Below are 24658 nucleotides of genomic sequence, written 5' to 3'. Positions count from 1 at the left end.
ATTTGGGTAACGGCGGCTTATGGTTCCGCCCTTACGGCGGGTCACTTTCGAAAAGCGCGAAAGTAACCAAAGCGCTCTTGCCCCAACACTCGGCACCTCGCCTAGGCTCGGTGTGCCCTCACTCCGGCTTTGGACCGTGGGCCGCCGCGATGGGCCATCCTTGGCCCAGCGCGGGCTAACCCGGCGTCCTGCCGGGGTTCACCCACGGATTCGTGCCTGCGTTCGGCCAGCGTGTTTGACGGGGCGCTTGAGATCAAAATCAAAAGCAGAGCCAGAGCCAGAGCCAGAGCCAGAGCCAACCTGAGGCCCACCTGATGTATGGAGATTAAAATGTGGGAGGGGGCTTGCCCCCGATAACGGTGGCTCAGTCAAAGTTGCATCAACTGACACCCCCTCATCGGGGGCAAGCTCCCTCGCCACAACAAGCCTTCCCGTCACGACACCACCTCCGCCGCAACGCCTTCCAACCACCACACGGCCATCCCCTGAACATTCGGCGCCTTGAGCAAAGTGAAATGATTCCCCCCGCCATACCAAACCTCCAACCCACTGCCCTGGCGCTTCCAGCCCTCGACCATCCCCCCTTGCTCCCGCTGGTTCCCCACTGCATCCAACGCCGGATCCTCGGCCAGCACCAACCGCACCACCCCGCGATAGCGCTGTGCCGGGCGATACACCGTGCGCAATGCGACCGCGTAGGTGCGCGCCGGACCCGCCATCGCGTCAACACTGGCGCGGGCCGGCAACAACCCCACGCCCACCATCCCTGCATGCAGGCCCTGGCGCTGCGCCACTTCATCGGCAACGGCAAAGTCCCCACGGTCAATTCCCAAGGGTTTGCCTGCCGCCAACTGCATCGCCTCGATCAACCGCAACAACGCCGCCGTCATCGTATAGGGCCGCCCCGCGCCGCCCGGCGCCTCGCTGTCGATCACCGTCAACGACGCCACTTCCCGCCCCGCCGCCTGCAACCGCAGCGCCATCTCCAGCGCGACCCAGCCGCCAAACGAATGGCCCACCAGATGCACCGGCCCGTGCGGGCACTCGTGCTCCAGTGCGAGCAGATTACAACTCGCCGCCGCTTCGACCTGGCTGTGGGGCACTGCCTCGCCATCCAGCCCTCGCGGCTGCAAGCCGAACAACGGCCAGTCCCGCCCTAGCGCTTCGCCAAGGCCCACAAACCCGGTGACGCTGTCCCCTGCCCCCGGCACGCAGAACACCGGCGCATAGCCGGCCCGTCCACCCTGGATCCGCAGCAACGGTTGATGCGCGGTTTCCAGCACCGGTGAACACCCTGCCAAGGCCTCTGTCATCGCCGCACCCAACGCACGGATATGCGGCGCCTGCATCATGCTCTGGTGATCACCCGGCACGTCCACCTGGCGCAATTGCCCAGGCGCCAGGGCGTCCTCCCAACCCAGCGATACACTGCGCCGCGACAATTCGGTCGGCCGCTCCACAGCGCTGAACAGGTGCACCGGTATCGGCAACGGGAACAGGCTGTAATGCGCCAGCGCATGCCCGTGGCCGACTTCGCGCTCGATAAAGCTCAAGAGGTCCGCATCCGCAGCCGCCGCCATTTGCGCGTATAGCAAACCTTGATCGCGACAGCGTTGCAGCAGACCTGCAAAGTCCAGCTGTCCAATCTGCGCGTCCAACTGTTCAATCCTCGCCAGCTCATCCACACCTCCCTGTGCGTTCCAATAGGCGCGGCACTGCAACAGCAAATGCCGCTTGAGCGCATCCGGCCCGCTCCAGCGCGCCTTGCCCTGGTCGGTCAGGCGCGGCACATAGCTGTCGATCAGGCCGAGGAACGCCACCGGTTCGTCCAACCCCAGCAATTGCATCGCCACTTCATAGGCCAGCACACCGCCAAATGACCACCCCCGCGATGCGATACGGCCCATGGGGTTGCAGGCCGCGAATCAGGCCGACCATGCGTGCCGCCAGGCCTTCCAGGGTGTTGAGGTGCGGCTCGCCGAGCGCCAGTCCCGGCAGGCCATAGATCGGGTAGTCACCCGGCAGATGCTGGCCCAGCGCCGGGAAGTACACGTCCATGCCGCTGAATTCATGCACCAGGAACAACGGCGCTTGCTTGCCGCTGCTGCGCACCGTGATCACCGAAGCGTCGCGCACCGGCTCGTCGGTGCGCTGGCGCAGCATCGCGGCCACCGAGGCGACGCTGGCGTGGAGGAACAACTCGGCCAGGCTCACCGCCAGCCCTGCGGTTTCCATCAGGTTGACCAGGCGAATCGCCAACAGCGAATGCCCGCCCAGCTCAAAGAAACTGTCATGCCGGCCAACCTGTTCCAGCTTCAGCACCTCGGCCCATAACTGCGCCAGGGTCTGTTCCAGGGCGTCGATCGGTGCTTCGAACTCGCGACTGAGCTGCGCGTCCAGGGCCGGCTCCGGCAGGGCTTTGCGGTCGACCTTGCCATTGGCGGTCAACGGCAGGCGGTCCAGCGGTACATAGGCCGAAGGCAACATGTAGTCCGGCAGTTGCCCCTGCAGATGGGCGCGGACGCTGTCGATAGCGACGGGCTGCGCAGCCCAGGTGAAATACGCCACCAAACGCTTATCCCCCGGCGCGTCTTCACGGGCCAACACCACCGCGTCCTGAATGCCCACGCAGGTCATCAGGCGCGCTTCGATCTCGCCCAATTCGATGCGGAAACCACGGATTTTCACCTGATCGTCATTGCGTCCGATGCATTCGAGCAGGCCATCCACGGTCCAGCGGCCGAGGTCGCCGGTGCGGTACATCAAGGCCTGCGGATTGAAGGGATCCTGCACAAATTTTTCAGCGGTGAGGTCCGGTCGATTCAAATAACCCAGGGCCACGCCGTCACCACCGATGCAGATTTCACCGGTCACACCCTGGGGCACTGGCTGCAAATACGCATCCAGCACATGCACCTGGGTGTTGGAGATCGGCCGTCCCACCGGCACGCTGTCGGCGTCGTCGGCAATCGTGCGCACTTCATAGGTGGTGGCGTAGGTGGTGGTTTCCGTCGGGCCGTAGCAATGCACCAGGCGCAACGCCGGCGCCTGGGCCAACAGGCTGCGGAACGCCGCAGGATCGGCACGCTCGCCGCCGCACAGGAGGATGCGCAAACCGGCCAGTGCGTCGGGAATCAGCTGCACGTACTGGTTGAACAACGCCGTGGTGACGAACAGCACCGTCGCCCCACGCAGCGCCGCGCCGAATGCCGCAGGGTCAAGCAAGGTGGCGTGATCGATGACCTGCACCTGCCCACCGTTGAGCAACGACCCCCAGACATCCATGGTGCTGGCGTCGAACGCCGGGTTGGAGGCGAAGGCCACGCGGTCGCTGGCGTTGAAGTCGGCGTAGCCGTTGTTGAGCACCAACCGCGTGATGCCGCGATGGGGCACCCGCACGCCCTTGGGAATGCCGGTGGAGCCGGAGGTGTACATGATGTACGCCACGCTGTCCGAGGCTTGTGACAGGGCCGGGTTATGGCTCGGCTGTGGATCGAGGGCCAGGGTGTCCAGGTCCAGGCGTTGCGCCGCGTAGTCGATCAGCGCATCGCTGCGGGTCAACAACCAGCGCGCATCGCTGTCCTGCACCATGAACGCCTGGCGTTCGGCGGGTGCGTTGATGTCCAGCGGCACATAGGCAGCCGCACACTTCAATACCGCCAGTTGACCGACCAGCAGCGCGACGGAACGGGGCAGCAGGATCGCCACGTTGTCGCCCGGTTTTACGCCCAGGCCCGACAGGTGATGGGCCAGGCGGTTGGCGCGGGAATTCAGCTCGCCGTAGCTCACGCGCTGCTCGCCCTGCACCACGGCCACTGCATCGGGACGCGCCTGGGCCTGGGCTTCGAACAGGCGCTGCACCGTGTGTTCACGGGGGAAATCGCGGGTGCTGGCGTTGAACGCCAGCCGCAGTTGGTGCTGTTCGGCGGCGGGCAGGATCGGCAAGCGGCTGATGGCGGTATCGCTGGCCTGTTCCAGCGCCTGCACCAATTGCTCCAGGGCCACACTCAGGTAATCACACAGGCGCCGGGCGCCCTGCCCCGAGGCTTTGAAGGTGAAGCCATCGCCCAGGTCATCCACGCTCATCGACAGGCCGTAGTTGCTGTGCTCCTCGGCCTTGAGCAGGTCAATGCCCTGCCACGCCTCAGCCACTCCACCGACCTGCGGCGCGCTGTGCCGATAGTTGAACAGCACGCTGAACAGCGGCGTGGTCACCGGCACACCACTGCAACGCTGGGCCACTGTCAGCGGTGCATGTTCATGGCTGAGCAGTTGGCTCAGCCGCGCATGGGTGGCGCGAACGGCGCTGCGTACCGAGTGCTCGCCGAGATCGACCCGCAGCGGCAAGGTGTTGATGAACACGCCCATGGCCCGCTCGGCGCCTTCGCCGCCGTGCATGCGGCCGAGCATCACGGTGCCGAACACCACCTGCTCACGGCCCGACACCTTGCCCAGCACCTGGGCCCACCCCAGGTGCATCAGGCTGGCGGCGCTGACGCCGCACTGGCGCGCCTGAGTGCGCAGGCGCTGGCTTAACTCAGGCGCAATCGCCAGGCGTACCTGTTCATTGATGCCCAGGTTGGCCACCTCCGTGGGCTCGTCGATCTGGCCGAGCATGTCGCGGAAAAACCCTTCGTGATCGTCCACGCCCAAGCGCGTCTGCTCCACCGTCTGCGCCACATAGTTGCGATACGGCACAGGGGTGCCCAAGGTGTGTTGCGTGCCCAGCAGGAACGCCTGCAGCTCGTGTTGCAGGATCTCCAGGGCGATGTGGTCCATGACCAAGTGATGGAACAGCAAGGTGGCGACCACACGCGGGGTTTCTTCGCTGCACACCAGGCGCATCAACGGCGCCTGGGACAGGTCCAGGCGCGAGGGCAACGGCCCGTTTTCAACCCGCAGCGATGCCTTGCGCCAGACCACTTGCACCGGTTCTTCCAGGTCGTCCCAGTGGAACGACGAGCGCAGGATGTCATGGCGCTCGATCACCGCCTGCAACGCCAGGGCAAACGCGTCCAGGCGCTGGCGGCTGTCAAAGGCAAACTGCGCCTGCAACACATAGGCATCGCCGGCCTGCACGGCGCGATGGTGATAGAGCATGCCGGCCTGCAACGGCGCCAGCGGGTAGATGTCCTGCACATTCGCCGCGCCACCGGGGATACCGGCGACGAGGTGGTCGATAGCGGCCTGCTCCAGCACGATCAGCGGCAACATCGCGGGCGTGATCGAGGTGCAGCCGTCGACGATGCCATTGGCCGGCACCACCACTTCGCGGCCACCGCCCAACGCCGCCGCCAAGGCCGACAGGGTGGGCTGAGCGAACAGCACTTTTACGTCCGCCGACAAACCCAGGCCGCGCATGCGCCCCATCAGGCTCACCGCCAGCAACGAGTGCCCGCCCAGTTCAAAGAAGTTGTCGTGACGCCCCACACGCTCCACCTTGAGCAACTCGGCCCACAGGCTGGCCAGGGCGATTTCCGTGTCGCCCTCGGGCGCTTCGTATTCGCGCACCACCATCGACTCCAGGCCCGGCGCGGGCAGTGCCTTGCGGTCGAGCTTGCCGTTGGGGCTCAAGGGCAACGCGTCGAGGTGAACGAAGACCGCCGGCACCATGAACTCAGGCAGGTGGTGCAGCAACTGACTGCGCAGCACATCGATGTCGATAAAGGCGCCGGTGTAGTACGCCACCAGGCGGTCTTCACGGGCGATCACGGCGGCTTCGTTGACCGCCGGGCACTCGGTCAGGCGGGCCTGGATCTCGCCCAGTTCGATGCGCAGGCCACGGATTTTCACTTGGTCGTCGTTGCGGCCCAGGTACTCAATATTCCCATCGGGCAGATACCGGCCGACGTCGCCGGTACGGTACATCCGCCCACGGCTGAAGGGATCCTCAAGAAAGCGTTCGGCGGTCAGTTCCGGGCGGTTCAGGTAACCCCGCGCCACTTGCACGCCGCCGATAAACAGCTCGCCGACCACGCCCAGCGGCACCGGCTGCAATTGCCCGTCCAGCAGGTACATGCGGGTGTTGGCGATGGGCTTGCCGATCGGGGTGTTGTCCGGCGTCACCGGGCCTGCGCAGTTCCACGCCGTCACGTCGACAGCGGCTTCGGTCGGGCCATACAGGTTATGCAGCCCACTGCCCGGCAACTGCTGCTTGAAACGCCGCACCAGGCTGCCCGGCAACGCCTCGCCGCTGCACATAACGCGCACCAGCCCCGCGGCCTGGCTGACATCGCCATGGGCCAGGAACACGTCGAGCATCGACGGTACGAAGTGCAGCGTGGTGATGTGTTCGGCCTCGATCACCTCGCACAGGTACGCCGGGTCTTTATGCCCGCCGGGACGCGCCATCACCAGGCAGGCGCCGGTGAACAGCGGCCAGAAGAATTCCCAGACCGACACATCGAAGCTGAACGGGGTTTTCTGCAAGACCCGGTCCTGGGCCGTGAGCCCGTATTCGTCCTGCATCCACAGCAGGCGATTGACCACGCCGCGATGGTCATTGATCACGCCCTTGGGCTGGCCGGTGGAGCCGGAGGTGTAGATCACGTAGGCGCTCACGCCGGCTACACCGGGGTTCTCCACGGGTTGCCGGTGCCAGCTCGGCTGGTCCAGATCGACCACCGGCACCGCGCCCACCAGCGCACGGGTAGCGCCCTGGATCAGCACGACGGCGGGCGCGCTGTCTTCCAGCATGTAGGCGATGCGCTCCAGCGGGTATGCCGGGTCCAGCGGCACATAGGCGGCGCCGGCCTTGAGGATCGCGTACAGGCCGATGACCATGTCCAGGCCACGTTCCACGCAGATCGCCACCCGCGAATCCGGCTGCACACCCGACGCCAGCAGGTGATGGGCGAGCTGGTTGGCCCGCATATTCAGCTCGGCGTAAGTCAGTTGTAGTTCGCCAGCCTTGAGCGCAATCGCGTCGGGCGTGCGTGCCACCTGGGCCTCGAACATCCCGTGCAAGGTCTGGTCGAGGTTGTAATCCACCTGGGTCGCGTTGAAGTCGAACAGCAGGTGCTGGCGCTCGCGCTCGTCCAGCAGCGGCACATGCTCCAGCACCGCCTGGTCGTTATCGACCATGGCCTGCAACACGCGAGTGAAGTAGCCGACGTAACGCTGCACGGTCGCTTCATCGAACAGCGCCACGGCGTATTCCAGCGCGCCGAGAATCGTGCCCTGCACTTCACCGAGGTTCAGCGACAGGTCGAACTTGGCAAAGTGGCTGTTCTCCATAATGCCTTCCAGGGCCAGATCGCCCAGGGCCAGGGTCGGCGCGCTGCTGTCCTGCCAGGCCAGCAGGGTCTGGAACAACGGGCTGTGGGCCAGGCTGCGCACCGGCCGGGTGAGTTCCACCACTTGCTCGAAGGGCAGGTCCTGATGGGCCTGGGCCGCCAGGGTCAGCGCCTTGACCCGAGCCAGCAGCGCTTCGGTACTCAGCCCGCCCGAGGTGTCGATGCGCACCGCCAGGGTGTTGACGAACAGGCCGATCAGCCCTTCGACTTCACTGCGCGTACGGTTGGCCACCGGCGAGCCGATCACCACATCCGCCTGCCCCGAAAGCCGTGCAAGCAAGGAGGCCCAGGCGCTCATCACAGTCATGTACAGCGTGCTGCCATGGCGTTGGCTCAAGGCCTTGAGCCGGCGGTGAGGCGCTCGTCGAGGCGGATGTCCACGCTGCTGCCGGCGTAGTCCTGCTGCGCCGGGCGCGGGCGGTCGGTGGGCAGGCTGAGCAACGCCGGCGCCCCGGCCAGGGCCTGTTGCCAATAGCTGCTCTGGCGCTGAAGGACGTCGCCGCTGAGCCACAAGCGCTGCCACACGGCGAAGTCGCCGTACTGGATCGGCAATGGCGGCAACGGGTCGGGCTGCCCCTGGCTGAAGGCCTGGTACAGCGCCATCAGCTCGCGGGTGAGCACGCCCATGGACCAGCCGTCGGAGACGATGTGATGCAGGGTCAGCAACAGCACATGGTGCTCGTCGGCCATCACCACCAGGCGCCCGCGCAACAGCGGGCCGCGCTCCAGGTCGAACGGCGCCGAGGCTTCGCCGTGGATCAACGCATCCAGCGCCTGCTGCGGTTGCGGGTGGCGGCGCAAGTCCTGCACCTGCAGCGGCAGCACGTCGTCGGCCGCGACGATCAGCACCTGGGCGTCGTCGCCGTGCTGGGCGAAACGGCTGCGCAGGGTTTCATGCCGCGCCACGATCCGCGCCAGCGCCCGTTGCAAGGCCTGCACATGCAAATGCCCACGCAAGCGCAAGCCGATGGGAATGTTGTAGGCGGTATTGGCGCCTTCCATCAATGCCAGGAACCACAGGCGCTGCTGGGCAAACGACAGCGGCACCGGCTCATCGCGGTTGGCCGGCAGGATCGCCGGCAAAGTGCTGCGACCGGCCTGGGCCAGCACCTCGGCGACGGCGGCCAGTTCGGCGTTGGCAAACAGGTCGCCGAGCAACAGTTCCACGCCCAGGCGTTGACGGACCTGGGACACCATGCGCATGGCGAGCAGCGAGTGCCCGCCCAGTTCAAAGAAGTGATCGTGACGGCCGACGCGCTCAACCTGCAACACATCGGCCCAGATCTGCGCCAGGCTGTTTTCGATCTCGCCCTCGGGCGCGGCGTATTCGCGGGTAAACAGCGCGGCCATATCCGGCGCCGGCAAGGCCTTGCGGTCGAGTTTGCCGTTGGCGGTCAAGGGCAGCGTATCGAGTTTCATGAAAGCGACCGGCACCATGTAGTCCGGCAGGTGCGCCACCAGATGGGCGCGGATCTCGCCCACCGCCAGCGCGTCGAGTTGCGGGTTTTCGGTGTAGTACGCCACCAGGCGCTCTTCGCGCACCAGCACCACAGCCTCCTGAACGCTTGGCAGGTGGTTGAGCTGGGTTTCGATTTCCCCCAGTTCGATGCGCACGCCACGGATTTTTACCTGATCGTCATTGCGGCCCAGGTAGTCGAGGTTGCCATCGGGCAACCAGCGCGCCAGGTCGCCGGTGCGGTACATGCGACCGGCGTTGAACGGGTCTTGCAGGAAACGCTCGGCCGTCAGTTCCGGACGGTTCAGGTAACCCCGCGCCACGCCCTTGCCGCCTACATACACTTCACCCGCAACGCCCAGCGGCACCGGGCGTTGTTGCTCGTCCAGCAGGTACACCGTGGCATTGGCGATGGGCTTGCCGATATGCAAAGGCTGCCCGGCCTCGATCTTGCCGGAGGTGGCGACCACCGTGGCTTCGGTGGGGCCATAGTTGTTGATCAGTTCAAAACGCTGCGCCCGCCCGAACTGCCGCAGGCGGTCGCGCCGATCAGCAAGGTGCGCAGGGTCGGGTGCTCGATGTGCTGGCTGAAAGCGTACTCGGCCACGGGCGTGGGCAGGAAACACACATCCAGCGGCTGCGCGCACCACCAGGCCAGCAGTGCGTCGATGTCTTCGGGGCCGTCATGGGCCGCTGGCAGGTGCAGGGTCGCGCCGACACACAGCGCCGGCCACACTTCCCAGGCCATGGCATCAAAGCCGAACCCGGCGACGCTGGCGGTGTGGCGTCCGGCGCACAGGTCGAAGGCGCGGCAATGCCAGTCCACCAGGTTGGTCACGGTGTGGTGCTCGACCATCACGCCTTTGGGCAGGCCGGTGGAGCCGGAGGTGTAGATCACATAGGCGAGGTTCGCCGGGGTCACGGCGACCATAGGGTTGCTCGCCGCGTGGTGGTGCCAGGTGTAGCGGTCCAGGTTGATCACCGGCACGTCCAGCTCGGGCAGGCGGTCGAGCAAGGCGTGCTGGGTCAGTACCGCCACCGGCGCGCTGTCGCTGAGCAGGTAGGCCAGGCGCTCGGCCGGATGGGACGGGTCCACCGGCACGTAGCAGGCGCCGGCCTTAAGGATGGCCAGCAACCCGGCCAGGGTGTCGAGGCCACGACGGGCAACAATGGCCACGCGGTCGTCGGGTTTGACGCCCAGCGCCAGCAGGTGATGGGCCAGCAGGTTGGCTTGCCCGTTGAGTTCGGCGTAGGTCAGGGAGTGCTCCAGCTGCACCGCCGCAATGGCATGCGGCGTAAGAGCGGCCTGGGCTTCGATACGCCCGTGCAGCGTGGTGCCCTGGGGGAAATCAGCCTGGGTGGCGTTGAACTGTTCCAGCAACAACCGTTGCTCGACGGCGGGCACCACCGGCACGTGGTTGAGCGCGGTGTCGGGCGCCTGCTCCAGGGCCGTCACCAGGTTTTCCAGGGCGGTGTACAGGTAGGCGCAGACCCGCTGCGGGTCCACCTGGGTGCTGGCCAACAGGCTCAGGCCAAAGCCGTCGCCCAGGTCATCAATGCTCAGGGTCAACGGGTAGTTGGTGCGCTCTTCGGCACTGAGGGCGGCGATGCCCTGCCACGCCGAGACCGCTTCGGCGCTGGCGGCGGGCGCGCTGTGGCGATAGTTGAGCAGCGCACTGAACAACGGCGTCGGCGCAACCACGCCACTGCAGCGCTGGGCCAGGGCCAACGGCGCGTGCTCGTGGCGCAACAGGGTGGTGAGCCGTGCATGGGTGGCCTTGACCCCGGCGCGCACGTCCTGGCCATCGACGTCCACGCGAAACGGCAAGGTGTTGATGAAGATGCCCAAGGCGCGATCCGTGGCATGGCTGCCTTGCATGCGGCCCATCAACACCGTGCCGAACACCACCTGTTGCTTGCTCGCCAAGACCCCCAGCACCTGCGCCCAGCCCAGGTGAAACAGGCTCGCCGCGCTCACCCCCAACTGCCGCGCCTGGGTGCGCAAGCGCAAGCTCAATGGCGCCGCCAATGGCAGGCTGAGTTCGCTGATGCCCCGCGCATCGCCCTGCACATCCTGCAAGCCAAACGGCAAGGTTGGCTCGCTGATATCGCCGAGCATCTGGCGGAAGAAGCCTTCGTGCTCCTGTTCACTGATGCCCAACCGCGCCTGGGCCACGTAGTTGCGAAACGGCACCGCCTGACCCAACGCCGCGCCCTGCCCCAGCAGGCACGCCTGCATTTCATGACACACCACTTCCAGGGCGCTGTGGTCCAGGGCCATGTGGTGGAACAACAACGTGGCAACGATGCGCCCATTGGCCGGGTCGTCGGCACGCACCAGGCGCAGCAGCGGCGCCTGGGTCACGTCGAGGCGATAGTGGCGGGCATCGAACAAGGCGTGCAGTTGGGCGGCGATCTCGCCGTCGGCCGGGTCCAGTTGCAGGGCCTGCACCGGCAGGCGCGCGGTGCGCCACACCACTTGCGACGGCTCCTGCAAGCCATCCCAAACCACGCCGGTGCGCAGGATGTCATGGCGGTCCATCACTGTTTGCAGTGCTTGGGCGAACGCCTCGAAACGCGCCAGGCTGTCGAACGCGAACTGCGACTGCATCACGTACGGGTCGCCCTGCTCGGCGCTGACATGGTGAAACAGGATGCCCTCCTGCAACGGCGCCAGCGGGTAGATGTCCTGGATATTCGCCACACCGCCGTCGACCGTGGCGACGATGCGGTCGATGTGGTCCTGGCTGAGGCTCGACAGGGTCAGCATGTCCGGTGTGATGCGCTCTGCGCCGGGCGGGATGCGATTGGCCGGCACCTCGACTTCACCGGCCTTGGTCGCGCAATACTCGCCGGCCTTGATCAACTCGATCAGCCCCGGTTTGTGCTCGCGCAAGGCGGCCAGGATTGCAGGGTCGCTCAAGGCCTGCCTGTTGCCTTGCACCGACAACTGCTCGCCCTTGAGCGCCAGTTGGATGTCCTTGGTTTTCAGGGTTGCCAGCAGCTCAAAGAGGCTCACAGGACGATCTCCATTCGTTCGGTCATTGCGGCGTAGCCGGCCAGGGTCGCTGTTCGAACAGCCCCCGGACGTCGGCTTCCATGCCTTCCTGGCGCAAGCGCCCAATCAAGCTCACGGCAAGCAGCGAGTGCCCGCCCAGTTCAAAGAAATTGTCCTGGCGCCCGACCCGCTCGACGTTGAGCAACTCGGCCCACAAGCGCGCCAGCAGGATTTCGGTGTCGCCTTCCGGTGCCTCGTATTCACGCAGGTTCAGGGCTTGCAGGCCGGGCGCCGGCAGGGCCTTGCGGTCGAGTTTGCCGTTGGGGCTCAGGGGCAGCGCGTCGAGGTGCACGAACAGCGCGGGCACCATGAAGTCCGGCAGGTGGTGCAGCAGGTGGGCGCGCAGGTGCTCGATATCGATGTGCGTACCGGTGTAGTAGGCGACGAGGCGATCTTCACGGGCGACCACCGCCGCTTCGCTGACCTGGGGATGCTCAAGCAGCCGCGCCTGGATCTCTCCCAACTCGATACGCAGGCCACGGATCTTGACCTGGTCGTCATTGCGACCCAGGTATTCAATGTTGCCGTCGGGCAGGTAGCGGCCAAGGTCGCCGGTGCGGTACATCCGTCCGGCGCGGAACGGGTCATCAAGGAAACGCTCGGCGGTCAGTTCAGGACGGTTGAGGTAACCCCGCGCCACTTGCACGCCACCGATAAACAATTCGCCGACCACGCCCAGCGGCACCGGCTGCAACTGCGCATCCAGTACGTACATGCGCGTATTGGCGATGGGCTTGCCGATGGGCGTATTGTCCGGCACATCGGGGCGTGCGCAGTTCCAGGCGGTCACGTCGACCGCCGCTTCGGTGGGGCCGTAGAGGTTGTACAGGCCGCTCCCCGGCAACTGGGTCTTGAAGCGGCGCACCAGGCTGCCCGGCAGCGCTTCGCCGCTGCACATCACGCGCACCAGCCCTGCCGCCTGGCTCACGTCGCCATGGGCCAGGAACACATCGAGCATCGACGGTACAAAGTGCAGCGTGGTGATCAGTTCGGCTTCGATGACCTCGCACAGGTAGGCCGGGTCTTTATGCCCGCCGGGGCGCGCCATCACCAGGCGTGCGCCGGTGAACAGCGGCCAGAAGAATTCCCACACCGACACGTCGAAGCTGAACGGGGTTTTCTGCAACACCGCATCCTCGGCCTTGAGGCCATAGGCGTCCTGCATCCACAGCAGCCGGTTGACCACCGCGGCGTGTTCGTTGATCACGCCTTTGGGCTGGCCGGTGGAGCCGGAGGTGTAGATCACGTAGGCCTGGTGCCGGGCGGTCAGGCCCGCGACCTCGGGGTTGCTCGGCGGCTGATGCTGCCAGGTGACCTGGTCCAGATTGAGCAACGGCACGTCGCCCAGCAAGGCCACGGTGGCGTCCTGGGCCAGCACCACCACGGGCGCGCTGTCCTGCAGCATGTAGGCGATCCGCTCCATCGGGTACGCCGGGTCCAGCGGCACATAACCGCCGCCGGCCTTGAGGATGGCGAACAGGCCGATGACCATGTCCAGGCCACGCTCCAGGCAAATCCCCACCCGCGCATCCGGCTGCACACCCAGCCCGCGCAGATGATGGGCCAGGCGGTTGGCCTGCTCATTGAGGTGTTGGTAGGTAAGGTGTTGCTCGCCCGCCTTCACCGCGATGGCGTGGGGCGTGCGCTGGACTTGGGCTTCGAACATCCCGTGCAGGGTCTGGTCGAGGTTGTAGTTCACCTCGTGGCGTTGAACGCCACCAGCAATTGTTGACGCTCCTCGGCGCTGAGGATGGGCAGGCGATTGAGCGCTTGATTCGGTGCCTGTTCCAGGGCTTCGACCAAGCCGGCCAGGGCCACGTGCATGTAGCCGCAGACGCGTTGCGCATCGACCTGGGCCAATGCGGTCACGTCGTAGCCATCGCCCAGGTCGTCCACGTTCAGGGTCAGCGGGTAGTTGGTGCGCCCGTCGTTGACCAGGGTCTGCATGCCTTCCCAGGCGTGTTGCGCCTCCTGGGAACGGGTGGCGGCGCCGCGATGGCGATAATTGAGCATCGCGCTGAACAATGGCGCCGGTGCGGCCACACCGCTGCAACGCTGGGCCAGGGCCAGGGAGGCGTGTTCATGGCCGAGCAACGCGGTGAGTCGGGCATGGGTGGCGCGCACTGCCGAGCGGGCACCCTGAGCGTCGATATCCAGGCGCAGCGGCAAGGTATTGATGAATACACCCAGCGCCCGGTCGGCCCCTTCGCCGCCTTGCAGACGGCCCACCAGCACGGTGCCGAACACCACGCTGTGGCGCCCGGAGGTGGCCGCCAGCACTTGGCCCCAGGCCAGGTGGAACAGGCTCGCGGTGCTCACGCCAAGCAAGCGGGCCTGGGCACGCAGGCGGCGGTTGAGGTCACTGTCCAGGTGCAGGCGGTGCTCCTGGATCGCATTGCCGTCGCCGCGCACATCGTGCAGGCCGAATGGCAGGGTCGGTTCGTCGACATCACCGAGCATTTCGCGGAAGAACACCTCGTGCTCCTGCTCGCTGATACCCAAGCGCGCCTGGGCCACGTAGTTGCGGTACGGCATCGGCGCAGCTGTCGGCGCGGGATGACCCAGCAGGTAACCTTGCATTTCCCGCAGCACCACGTCGAAGGCGGTGTGATCGAGGGCAATATGGTGATAGAGCAGCACCACGACCACGCGCTGGTTGGCCGGATCTTCGGCATAGGCCAGGCGAATCAACGGCGCCTGACTGATGTCCAGGCGGTAGCGCCGGGCATCAAAACGTTGATGCAGGCCGGCGAGCACATCGCCTTCAAGGTACAGCTGTTCAAGGGGCAACCGGGCCTTGCGCCACACCACTTGCAACGGTTGCACCAGCCCTTGCCACACCACGCCGGTACGCAGGATATCGTGGCGGTCGATCACCTGTTGCAGCGCCTGGGCAAAGGCGCGCACGCGCTCGATGCTGTCGAACGCCAGGTGCGATTGCAGCAAATACGGGTCGCCCTGCTCGGCGGTGAGGTAGTGGTAGAGAATGCCTTCCTGCAACGGTGCCAGCGGGTAGATGTCCTGCACATTGGCCGCACCGCCGGGCACTTGGGCAACCACTTGATCCAGGGTGGATTGGTCAAGTTGCACCAGTGACAACAGGTCCGGGGTCAGGCGCTGGCAGTCGACCGGGATACGGTTAGCGGGCACCTGCACTTCACGGCCACTGCCCACCGCTGCCGCCAGGGCGGCCAGGGTCGGCTGGCTGAACAGCACGCGCACATCGGCACTGAGGCCGACCTGGCGCATGCGTTCGATCAGGCTGACCGCCAGCAACGAATGGCCGCCCAGTTCGAAGAAATGATCGTGACGCCCCACCTGCTCGACCTGCAACACCTCGGCCCAGATGCCGGCCAGGGTGGTTTCCACTTCACCCTGCGGCGCTTCGTAGTCACGGGTCAGCAACGCGGCCTGATCCGGTGCCGGCAGGGCCCGGCGGTCGAGCTTGCCGTTGGCGGTCAGGGGCAATGCGTCGAGCTTCACGTAGGCCACCGGCACCAAGGCATCCGGCAAGTGCGCCTGCAATTGCTCGCGCAGGCTTTCGATCAGCAGCGGCTGTTGTTCGGTGAACCACGCGATCAGGCGGCCCTCGCGCACCAGCACCACCGCTTCGCCGACGCCGTGCAGCGCCGCCAACTGGCTTTCGATTTCCCCCAGTTCGACGCGCACGCCACGGATTTTCACCTGGTCATCGTTACGCCCCAGGTACTCGATATTACCCTCGGGCAACCAGCGCACCAGGTCGCCGGTGCGGTACATGCGCCCTGCATTGAACGGGTCTCGCAGGAAGCGTTCGGCAGTCAAGTCCGGGCGATTGAGGTAACCCCGCGCCACGCCGCTGCCGCCTACATACAGCTCACCGGCCACGCCCACCGGCACTGGGCGCAATTGCCCGTCCAACACGTAGACGCTGGCATTGGCGACAGGTCGGCCGATATGCAGCGCCTGCCCGGCACGCACGCGGCCCGAGGTGGCAACCACCGTGGCTTCGGTGGGGCCGTAGTTGTTGATCACCGCAAAGCGCCGATCCTGGTTGAACTGGCGCAGGCGGTCGCCGCCGATCAGCAGGATGCGCAAGGTGGGGTGCTGCAACTCCTGGCTGAACGCGTATTCGGCCACCGGCGTGGGCAGGAAGCTCACGTCCAGGGGCTGCGCCAGCCACCAGGCGAGCAATGCATCAATGGTGTCGTTGCCCACATCGCCAGGCGGCAGGTGCAGGGTGGCGCCCACGCACAGCGCCGGCCAGACCTCCCAGGCCATGGCATCAAAGCCGAACCCGGCGACGCTGCTGGTGTGGCTGACGGCGCTCAGGCCAAAGGCCTCGCAGTGCCAATGCACCAGGTTTTCCACGGTGCGGTGTTCCACCATCACGCCCTTGGGCTGGCCGGTGGAGCCTGAGGTGTAGATCACGTAGGCCAGGTGGGCCGGGGTCAGGGCGGCGAGTTGCGGATTGCTGACGGGGTGGCGCCAGGTGGCGTGCACGTCGATGCTGGTGACAGCGCCCAGCAGGTTGCGGGTGCTCGCTTCGGCCAGCACCGCCACTGGCGCGCTGTCTTGCAATAGGTAAGCAATGCGCTCGGCGGGATACGCCGGGTCAATCGGCACGTAGCCGGCGCCGGCCTTGAGAATCCCCAACATCCCCACCACCATTTGCGGGCCCCGGCGGCAGCACAGGGCGACGCGATCGTCTGGCTGCACACCCTGTGCAATCAGTTGATGGGCCAGTTGGTTGGCGCGTTGGTTGAGCTGCTGATAGGTCAGTGATTCGCCGTCCTGCACCAGCGCAATGGCGTCGGGCTGGCGGTCGGCGCGGATCTCGAAAGCGCCGTGAAGCGTGTGGCCGCTGGGGAAATCCGCGACGGTGGCATTGAACTCGCGCAGCAGGGTTTCACGTTCGCCGGCGGGGAGAATGTCGAGCTGATTGAGCGCGGTGTGCACGCTGTATTCCAGGCTATCGACCAACCGTTCGATGGCATTTGCCATGTATGCGCACAGGCGCTGGGCGCCGATGCGGGGCAAGGCCAGTACCGTCAGGCCGAAGCCTTCGCCCAGGTCATCCACGCTCAGGGTCAGCGGGTAGTTGCTGCGTTCTTCACCGCCCAGCAGCTGCACGCCTTCCCAGATGCCGTGGCCGTCGCGGGCGAGGGTTTCGGGGCTGCTGTGGCGATAGTTGAGCAGCGCGCTGAACAGTGGCGTCGAGGCCGCCACGCCACTGCAACGCTGGGCCAGGGCCAGGGACGCGTGTTCATGGCCGAGCAAGGCGCTCAAGCGTGCATGGGTGGCCTTGACGGCGGCGCCCGCGCTGACGGCGGTATCCACCCGCAGCGGCAAGGTATTGATGAACATGCCCAAGGCCCGGTCCGCGCCGTCACCGGCCTGCATACGGCCCATCAGTACGGTGCCGAACACCACCTCGTCACGCCCGCTGACCAGCCCCAGCACCTGGGCCCAGGCCAGGTGCATCAGGCTCGCTGCGCTCACGCCCAGGCGCCGTGCCTGTTCACGCACGCGCCGGGCCAGCAGCGTGTCCAGGGCCTGCCCGGCCTCTTCGATATCACGGCCGTCGCCCTGCACGTCCTGCACGCCGAAAGGCAAGGTGGGCTCATCGATATCGGCCAGCATCTCGCGGAAGAACCGCTCATGCTCGTCGACGCTCACACCCAGGCGCGCCTGGGCCACGTAGTTGCGAAAAGGCGCGGCCGCCGGCAAGTCCTGAGCCTGGCCGAACAGAAATGCGCCCATCTCCTGGCCGACCACGTCCATCGCGGTGTGGTCCAGTGCCAAATGGTGGAACAGCAGGATCGCCGCCACCTGCCCATTCACCGGGTCCTGGGCGTAGACCATGCGCAGCAGCGGCGCCTGGGTGATGTCCAGGCGGTAATGACGCGCATCGAACCGGGCGTGCAGTTGCCCGATGAGGTCGCCGTCGGCCGGATCAAGGTTCACCGCCTGCACCACCAGCTGCGCCTCACGCCACACCACCTGCACCGGGCTGTCCAGGCCTTCCCAGACCACGCCGGTGCGCAGGATGTCATGACGGGCGGCGACCTGTTGCAGCGCGCCCATAAATCCGTGCAACCGCTCCAGGCTGTCGAAGGCCATGCGCGATTGCAGCAGGTACGGGTCACCCTGCTCGGCACTGATGTGGTGGTACAGGATGCCTTCCTGTAACGGCGCCAGCGGGTAGATATCCTGCACATTCGCCGCGCCGCCGGGGACGTGGGCGATGATGCGGTCGATGGCGCCTTGGTCAAGGTCCACCAGCGTCAGCATCGACGGCACGATCCGCGTGCAGCCCGATAGAATGCCATTGGCCGGCACCACAATCTCCCGACCACTGCCCACCGCCGCCGCCAACGCCGCCAGGCTTGGCTGGTTGAACAGCACCCGCACATCCGCGCTCAAGCCCGCCTGGCGCATGCGTTCGATCAAACTGACCGCCAGCAACGAATGCCCGCCCAGCTCAAAGAAATGGTCATGCCGGCCCACGCGGTCGAGCTTGAGCAGGTCCTGCCAGATCTGCGCCAACCGGCGTTCCACCTCACCTTCCGGCGCTTCATAACCGCGGCTGAGCAGCGCGCCTGCATCCGGCACCGGCAGGCCTTTGCGGTCCAGCTTGCCGTTGGCGGTCAGCGGCAGCAGCGCCAGCCAGACATAGGCCGACGGCACCATGTAGTCCGGCAACCGGCCTTGCAGATGGGCACGCAGCGCGTCGATCGGCAGCGGCGCGGCGGCGGTGTAGTACGCCACCAGGCGCTTGTCGCCGGGTTCGTCTTCGCGCACCAGCACCACCGCGTCGTTCACGCCGGCGAAGGCGCTCAGGCAGGCTTCGATCTCCCCCGGCTCGATACGGAACCCGCGAATTTTCACTTGCAGGTCATTGCGTCCCTGGTAGAGCAAAGTGCCGTCGGCCTGCCAGCACGCCAGGTCACCCGTGCGGTACAGCACGCCCTCGCCAAACGGGTTCGGGATAAATTTTTCGGCGGTCAGTTGCGGCTGGTTCAAATACCCCGTGGCCACGCCAGCGCCACCGATATACAGCTCGCCGACTGCGCCCAATGGCAACAGTTGCTGGCGCACATCCAACACATAGACCTGGGCGTTCGCGATTGGCCGACCAATCGGAATACCGCCCTCGCCCACCTGGGTGATTTCATGGGTGGTGGAGAAAGTCGTGGCTTCGGTCGGTCCGTAACCATTGAGCAGGTGCTGGGGCTTGCCATGCTTGAGCACGCGGCCGATCACCTGCGGGTCGAGCACATCGCCGCCGACGATCAGATAACGCAACTGCGCGAACACCGGCAGCAGCGCATCGGCGTACTGGTGGAACAGCCCGGCGGTCATCCACAACACGCTGACGGATTGCTCCTGCAACAGTGCGGCAAACGCGGCCTGGGACAAAAGCACCGCATGCTCGACCACCACCACACAGCCGCCATTGAGCAACGGCGCCCACACGTCGAGGGTGCTCGCGTCGAACGCCGGGTTGGAGGCGAAGGCCACGCGGTCCTGCGGGTTGAACTCGGCATAGCCGTTGTTGAGCACCAGGCGCGAGATCGCACGGTGCGGCACCTGCACGCCCTTGGGCGCGCCCGTGGAGCCAGAGGTGTAGAGGATGTACGCCACGCTTTGCGACGAAAGCTCCACGTCAGGGTTGCGCGGGGACAGCGCGTCCAGGTTCAGGTCGGCCAGGGTGTTGAGCACCCGCTGCGCGCCACTGTCCTGCACGATAAAGGCCTGACGCTCCACCGGCGCGTTGACGTCCAGCGGCACATACACGGCGCCGCATTTGAGAATCGCCAGCTGGCAGATCAGCAGATCGAGGCTGCGCGGCAACGCAATCGCCACGCTTTCCCCCGGCTGCACGCCCTGGTTGATCAGGTGATGGGCCAGGCGGTTGGCGCGGCGGTTGAGGTCGCGATAGCTCAAGGACAGTTGGCCGTGCACGGCCGCCACGGCTTCGGGACGCGCCAGGGCCTGGGCCTCGAATAACTGGTGCACGGTCAGGTGCGATGGGTAATCGCGGGCAGTGGCGTTGAAATCCACCAGCAATTGGTTGCGCTCGGCAGGCGGCACAATCGACACCCGGTGCACGGGTGTGGTCGGTGCCTGTTGCAACGCGGTCACCAGATGGCGCAAGGCGGTGAGCATATAGTCGCCGACGCGCTGCACATCCAGCGTGGCCACGCCTTGCACGGTCAGCGCGAAGCCTGTGCCCAGGTCATCGACGTTGAGCACCAGCGGGTAGTTGCTGCGCTCTTCGGAACTCAGGATCTGGATACCGGAGGCGGCAAACGGGCTGTCACCCGGCGCTTCGTCCGGGGCGCTGTGGCGATAGTTGAGCAGCGTGCTGAACAACGGCAACGAACCCGGCACCCCGCTGCAACGCTGGGCCAGGGACAGCGATGCGTGCTCATGCCCGAGCAATTGCGCCAGGCGCGCATGGGTGGCGCGCACGGCGGCTTGTACGCCGACCGCGCCAACGCTGACCCGCAGCGGCAAGGTGTTGATGAACATGCCGAGGGCGCGGTCGGCACCCTCGCCGCCCTGCATGCGGCCCAGCAGCACGGTGCCGAACACCACGTCCTGCTGACCCGAGACTTGCCCCAGTACCTGGGCCCAGGCCAGGTGCACCAGGCTTGCAGTGCTCACGCCCAATTGCCGCGCCTGTTCGCGCAGGCCCTGGCTCAGGGCCGGTTCCAGCGGCAGGCACGCCTCGACAATGCCGCTGCCGTCGCCATGCACGTCCTGCAACCCGAAGGCCAGGGTCGGCTCGTCGATATCGCCCAGCATCTCGCTGAAGAACGCTTCATGCTGCGCCTGGCTCACGCCCAGGCGTGCCTGGGCCACGTAGTTGCGGTACTGCACCGCATCGGGCAACTGCGCGCTGCGCCCGGACAGGCTGGCGCTCATCTCCTGCACCAGCACGTGCAGGGCGGTGTGGTCGAGCAGGATATGGTGCAGCAGCAGGATGCCGACAAAGCCGCCCGGCGCTTCGGCATAGGCCAGGCGCATCAACGAGGCGCGAGACAGGTCAAGGCGGTAGTGGCGTGGGTCGAAGCGTTGTTGCAGGTGGGCCATGGGCAGGTCGATGCGCTCGACCACCAGCGGCGCCTCGCGCAGGACGACTTGCACCGGTTCGTCCAGGCCTTCCCAGAGGATCGCGGTGCGCAGGATGTCATTGCGCTCGATCACGCTGTGCAGCGCCTGGATAAAGGCGTCCACCGCCGCTTGATCGTCGAACCCCAACTGCACCTGCAACACATAGGGATCGCCCTCGGCGGTTGCCAGGTGGTGATACAGGATGCCGGCCTGCAACGGCGCGAGGCCGTAGATGTCCTGCACATTGCCAATGCCGCCGGGCACCTGTTGCAGGACGTGGTCGATGGCGGTCTGATCAAGCTCGATCAGCGCCAGCATGTCCGGCGTGATGACGGCGCTGCCTGCGTGGATCCGGTTGACCGGCACCTGCACCTCCCGCTGCCCGCCCACTGCGGCGGCAAGCGCGGCCAGGGTGGGTTGGCCGAACAACACGCGCACATCGGCGCTGAGGTCAACCTGGCGCATGCGTTCGATCAGCTTGACCGCCAACAGGGAATGGCCGCCCAGTTCGAAGAAGTTGTCGTCGCGGCCAATGCGGTCGAGTTTGAGCAGGTCTTGCCAGATCGTCGCGATGGTTGTTTCGACAGAGCCGAGTGGCGCCTCGTAGCCGCGCCGGGCCAACGCGTCGGCATCCGGCGCGGGCAAGGCCTTGCGGTCGAGTTTGCCGTTGGCGGTCAGCGGGAAGGCGTCCAGCACTACGAAGGCGCTGGGCACCATGTGGTCGGCCAGGCTAAGGCGCAAGTGATCGCGCAGCACCGCGACGCTGATGTCGCCCTCGGCGATCACATAGGCCACCAGGCGCTGGTCACCCGGCGCGTCTTCACGGGCGATGACCACCGCGTCGCGCACACCTTGAGCGGTGGCGAGGCGCGCCTGGATTTCGCCGAGTTCGATGCGGAAACCACGGATTTTTACCTGGTCGTCGTTGCGCCCCAGGTAGTCCACACTGCCATCGGCCAACAGGCGGCCGAGGTCGCCGGTCTTATACAGGCGCTGGCCGGTGGTTGGGTCGGTCAGGAAGCGCTCGGCCGTCAGTTCGGCGCGGTTCAGATAGCCTCGCGCCACCCCGGCGCCGCCGACGTACAACTCGCCGACCACACCCAATGGCAGCGGCTCGCGGTGCGCGTCCAGCACATACAGTTGCAGGTCGGGAATGCGCACGCCAATCGGGCTCACGCCCACCAAATGCGCATCCGCCGCTGCCAACGGGCGATAGGTCACGTGCACCGTGGTTTCGGTGATGCCATACATGTTCACCAGTTGCGTGCCGGCATTGATCGCACGGGCGTACCACGGTTTGAGCATGCCCGGTTCCAGGGCTTCGCCGCCGAAAATCACTTGGCGCAGCGAGTGGGCCTGGGGGCTGTTGCCCTGGGCCGCAATCAACTGGCGGAAGGCGCTGGGCGTCTGGTTGAGGATGCTCACACCGGCTTCGCACAGCAGCGTGTAGCACTCATCCGGCGAGCGGCTGACCAGTTGCGGCACGATCAGCAACTGACCGCCGTGCATCAACGCACCCCAGATTTCCCACACCGAGAAGTCGAACGCAAAGGAATGAAACAGTGCCCACACATCCGTGTGATTGAAGCCGAACCACTGCTCGGTGGCGCTGAACAGTCGCGCCACCTGGCGATGCTCGATCATCACGCCCTTGGGCTGGCCGGTGGACCCGGAGGTGTAGATCACATAGGCCAGATGGTGCGGGCTGACCGCGACACGCGGATTGACCAGGGACTCGCCGCGCAGGCCATTGAGATCGATCTGCGCCAGCTCGCCCACCAAGTGACGGGTGTTGGCTTGCACCAGCACCGCCAGCGGTTGGCTGTCGTGCAGGGTGTAGGCGATGCGCTCCAGCGGATACGCCGGGTCGATCGGCACATACCCTGCCCCGGCCTTGAGGATACCCAGCAGGCCGATGATCATCTCCAGGCCGCGCTCCACGCAGATCGCCACGCGGTCATCGGGGCGCACGCCCTGGGCCAGCAGGCGATGGGCGACCTGGTTGGCGCGTTCGTTGAGTTGGCGATAGGTGAGGCGTTGTTGCTCATAACGCAGCGCGATGGCGTCAGGGTGGGCTGCCGCGTGGGCTTCGACTTGCTGATGGATCAGGGCAGTGTCGGCGTAGGTATGTGGCGTGTGGTTGAGGCTGTGCAGCAGGTGGTGACGCTCGGTCTCGGGCAGGATGTTCAGGCCGCTCAGCGGCATCTCCGGTCGCTGCTCAAGGGCGTCGGCCAGGCTGTGGAGTGCCGTGTGCAGGTAGTTCGCCACTCGGCTTGCGCCAATGGAGGCGTCGACCATCACCGTCAGCGCGAAGCCTTCGCCCAGATCATCCACATTCACCGTCAGCGGGTAATTGGTGCGCTCCTCGGCGCCCAGCACCTGGATGCCTTCGGCGACCTCGATCACCTCGGCCATATCCGTGGCGGCACTGTGGCGATAGTTGAGCATCGCGCTGAACAGCGGCGTCGGCGCGGCAACCCCGCTGCACCGCTGCGCCAGCGCCAGGGAGGCATGCTCATGGTTGAGCAACGTGGTGAGCCGCACATGGGTGGCCTTGACCCCGGCGCGCACGCCCTGCTCGCCCACGTCCACGCGCAACGGCAAGGTGTTGATGAACATCCCGAGCGCCCGCTCACCGCCCTCGCCCGCGCCCATGCGGCCGAGCATCACCGTGCCGAACACCACCGCCTCACGGCCCGAGACCACGCCCAATACCCGGGCCAGCGCCAGGTGCATCATGCTTGCCACGCTCACCCCCAATGGCCGCGCCAGGCTGCGCAGACGGCGGCTCAGCTCAGCGTCGACCGCCAGGCGCGCCTCGTCGATCCCCTGGCCATCGCCCTGCACATCCTGCAAGCCAAACGGCAGCGTCGGCTCATCGATATCCGCGAGCATCTCGCGGAAAAACCCTTCATGAACCTGCTCGCTGACGCCATGGCGCACCTGGGCGATATAGCTGCGAAAAGGCACCGGCTCAGCGGCCTGGGCTTGCTGGCCGGCCAGGTACAGCTGGATCTCATGACGCACCACATCCAGCGCGGTGTGGTCGAGGATGGTGTGGTGGAACAACAGCATGGCCACGACACGCTGGTTGGCGCGGTCGTCGGCAAATACCAGGCGCAACAGCGGCGCCTGGCCCAGGTCCATGCGATAGGTGCGGGCGTCGTAGCGTTGCTGCAGCTGTGCAAGTACGTCGCCGCCGTCAAAGTGCGCTTCCTCACAGATCAGGCTTGCCTTGCGCCACACCACTTGCAGCGGCTCGTCCAAGCGCTCCCAGACCATGGACGTGCGCAAAATATCGTGACGGTCGATCACCCATTGCAGCGCCTCGGCAAAGGCATGCAGGCGCACGCGGCTGTCGAACGCAAACTGCGCATGCAACACGTAGGGATCGCCCTGCCCGGCCGAGAGGTGGTGATACAGCATGCCCTCCTGTAACGGCGCCAACGGGTAGATGTCCTGCACATTCGCCGCACCACCGGGGATGGCCGCGACAATACGGTCGATGGCCGCCTGATCGAGGCTCACCAACGGCAACATCTCAGGTGTGATGCGGTAAGCCGGGCTAAGCCAGTCACCGCCATGCTCCGCCACCAGTTCCAGCAGTCGAGGTTTGTGCGCGATCAACTGATCCCACAGCTGATCATCCAATGCCTCATCGTCACCGAGGATAATCAGGTCGCCCTCCTCCAGTTGCAGACGGATCGCATGGGTGGAAATCGCTGCCAATAATTCGCTGAACTGCAT

General features: G+C 66.0%; 2 pseudogenes. Both read right to left on the bottom strand.

Annotated elements, in window-relative coordinates:
* Nucleotides 1-434: 434 nt before the first annotated feature.
* A pseudogene (locus IQK56_RS19850) lies at nucleotides 435-11770 on the bottom strand (amino acid adenylation domain-containing protein).
* Nucleotides 11767-24658, bottom strand: a pseudogene (locus tag IQK56_RS19845) (amino acid adenylation domain-containing protein). Before IQK56_RS19845 ends, IQK56_RS19850 begins: the two co-directional pseudogenes overlap by 4 nt.

This window comes from Pseudomonas cyclaminis, from assembly GCF_015163715.1.
GTDB lineage: Bacteria > Pseudomonadota > Gammaproteobacteria > Pseudomonadales > Pseudomonadaceae > Aquipseudomonas > Aquipseudomonas cyclaminis.
This window is presented reverse-complemented; position numbering and strand designations above follow the sequence as displayed.